Below are 2,082 nucleotides of genomic sequence, written 5' to 3'. Positions count from 1 at the left end.
CGCTGCTGTTGGCGTCAACCACTTCATCATATACGACAATATGTCAGTCGACGGCACAAGCGACGTCATTGCACGATGCTCGCTGCTCTATCCGTTGACGGTGATACGTTGGAACATTCCCACTAAATTCGCGCACTGGGAAGCTTACGACCATTGCATCCGGTCGTTTCGCTACGTTTTCGACTGGATCGCCTTTATCGACGTTGACGAGTTCCTGGTTCCGGTCCGCGACGGCTCCATCCCGGCTTTTCTTGCCACTTTACCGCAGGCAAGCGCAGTGGCGTGCCCTTGGGCGATGTTCGGGTCTTCGGGGCACATTGCAACGCCAACAGGACTGCTGATCGACAACTTCACACATCGCGCGCCTGACAATTTCGGGCCGAATCGACATGTCAAACTCATTGTGCGTCCGCATCTCGTGCGTCACATCACCAACTCGCACTATTTTCGCATGGACGGGCCCATCCTGGCTTGCAACGGCGAAGTGCAAAAGTGGGCGCACCCTGGCGTCGCGCCTCAAACTCCAGATATGTCGATTTGCAAAGTGAATCACTACTTCACTCGCTCGCGAGAGCAATGGGCTAAAAAGATCGCGCGTGGATACCGCGACCTGGTTCGTCCCGCAGATGAATTTAGCGTTTATGATCAGAATGAGGTGTTGGATGAAACGGCTCGACGACATGCGTCCGCTACGGCGGACGGTCTCGATCGGCTTGCGAGCATCCCCACTGCAATGACTCACATTGACGAGCCCCGGACCGTGCCGGATCCTTATCCGAAAAGCTCTCAGGAGTGGAAGGCGATCCAATCGTCGATCGAGCCCGTCGGCTACGAGGCAAGTATGGGGGAGCTCGTCGTCGACCCGGACTGGTATGCGCTTCGATATCCAGACGTGGCGTCATCAGGGCTAAGCGCCATAATGCATTTCTGGACTGTGGGCGCTGCGGAACACCGCGATCCGAACCCCTACTTTGACACCACTTGGTATGTTCTCACGTATCCGGAGGCGTCCCAGTACGAACGGCCGCCATTCATCCATTTCGTCGCGATTGGCGTGAAACAAGGCAACCGACCTAACGGGCGCATTCCCTTTCTTAGGCCTTCGGCGTTAGCCGGTCAGAGTTGAGACACCGCGCAGACGTGCGTACAAATACCCGGTTTTCGCCGCTCATTGGGTGCTCGGTGAAGCAGGCCGCAAGGGCGGATGACACTTGCCCATCGCTTCCGGCGCGGAACCGCTCGTGTGTCTCAACTACCACATTGCGGGTTGCGGTTAGCCAGGATGCAGCGTTGCCGCCGAACAGCTCAAGTTCGGCACCCTCGACGTCCACCTTGAGGAGGTCGATGGTCTCGAGTGAGTAGCGAGCCATCAACGTCGTCATGCTCAGGCCCTCGACTCGTTGAACCTGCTGCCCGTCGGAACTGGTAGAAGTCTGATAAGCCCAATCTGGGACTTTGAAGCCGCTTGCATCGACGGTCTGCAGCGCCAGCAACGTATCGTCGGACCAGATTGCCGCATGCACCGGTGTGATGTTGGGCAACATCCGCGTGTTGCGGCAGAGAACCTTATAATTCTGCAACTCCGGCTCGACCGCAATGATTCGCGCCTCAGGATAGCGCGATGCGAAAAAAACCGCCGCCATGCCTGTGTTGGCTCCGAGATCGACTATTGTATGGATCGGCTCGGCGATGCTTGGCACGGCATAGTCTCCGCCGTGGAACACGGCCGCGAACACATCACCGTCGGTCGTGCCGGGACGCTGGACGATGTCGGCGCCGTAGGCGCGCTACTGATAGGCCCAGACGGTATCTTCATCACCGGCAGCGACTTTTTTGATGGGATGGGGGCGTGACCGCGAACTTCTTCCATGGTGAGCTTGCGCCGGCCTGGTCGATGCGGATGATCATGCGGCGGCGCCGCGCTCAGATGGCGCAGGCGTCAGAAGACAGTCGCTGCGCGCTTGACGACTGCTGGGGGAATCGTCAAGCCCATGGCCAGAGCCGATTTCGGGTTGACGTACAGCTCGCTCTTCTCGACAAGCTCGACATGTAAAAAAAGCTTCATTTTTACTGCAAGTTAGA

The 2,082-nt window shown here is 57.7% G+C and carries 3 protein-coding genes; 2 read left to right on the top strand and 1 reads right to left on the bottom strand.

What is annotated here, in order from left to right; translation table 11 throughout:
* A partial coding sequence (locus tag ACFFAR_RS31550; protein ID WP_375509267.1) for a glycosyltransferase family 92 protein occupies window positions 1–1,126 on the top strand: 1,126 nt, incomplete at its 5' end.
* Here ACFFAR_RS31550 and ACFFAR_RS31545 read toward each other — a convergent pair.
* Window positions 1,095–1,736, bottom strand: coding sequence for an FkbM family methyltransferase (locus ACFFAR_RS31545; protein ID WP_375509266.1), 642 nt, complete (start codon window positions 1,734–1,736; stop codon window positions 1,095–1,097). The genes ACFFAR_RS31550 and ACFFAR_RS31545 overlap by 32 nt on opposite strands.
* Before the next feature lie 113 nt (window positions 1,737–1,849).
* Here ACFFAR_RS31545 and ACFFAR_RS31540 point away from each other — a divergent pair, with 113 nt between their 5' ends.
* Window positions 1,850–2,053: a hypothetical protein gene (locus tag ACFFAR_RS31540; protein ID WP_375509265.1), complete on the top strand. Its 204-nt coding sequence runs from the start codon at window positions 1,850–1,852 to the stop codon at window positions 2,051–2,053.
* Window positions 2,054–2,082 lie beyond the last annotated feature (29 nt).

This window comes from uncultured Caballeronia sp. (assembly GCF_964243625.1).
In the GTDB taxonomy this organism is placed as follows: domain Bacteria; phylum Pseudomonadota; class Gammaproteobacteria; order Burkholderiales; family Burkholderiaceae; genus Caballeronia.
The sequence above is the reverse complement of the archived record's forward strand: the minus strand, read 5'-3'. Positions and strand labels throughout refer to the sequence as shown.